This is a genomic window from Chryseobacterium sp. SIMBA_038, from assembly GCF_046535115.1.
Classification (GTDB): domain Bacteria; phylum Bacteroidota; class Bacteroidia; order Flavobacteriales; family Weeksellaceae; genus Chryseobacterium.
In genome coordinates, this window is record NZ_JAWRXH010000394.1 from 1 (window position 1) to 241 (window position 241).

Here is a 241-nt window from a genome sequence, read left to right on the forward strand (position 1 = left end):
CTCCGAAAATCGGGCTTTATGATAAATATGCCATTGAATGGGGCTATCGTTGGTACCCGGATGAATTTGTTGAGAAAAAAGCATTGAGAAATCTGATTGAAAAACATCAAGATGATCCCATGTACTTCTACGGAGAACAGCAGAGTTATCTGGAAACAATAGATCCGCGTTCGCAGTCTGAAGACCTGGGAGATGATGCAATGAAGGCAAGCGAATACGGAATGAAGAATCTGAAAGTAGT

Annotated in this window: 1 protein-coding gene; it reads left to right on the forward strand. The window is 41.5% G+C overall.

Annotated elements, in window-relative coordinates; translation table 11 throughout:
* The coding region (locus tag SB689_RS24025; RefSeq protein WP_410694532.1) for a zinc-dependent metalloprotease at nucleotides 1-241 on the forward strand (241 nt) is incomplete at both ends.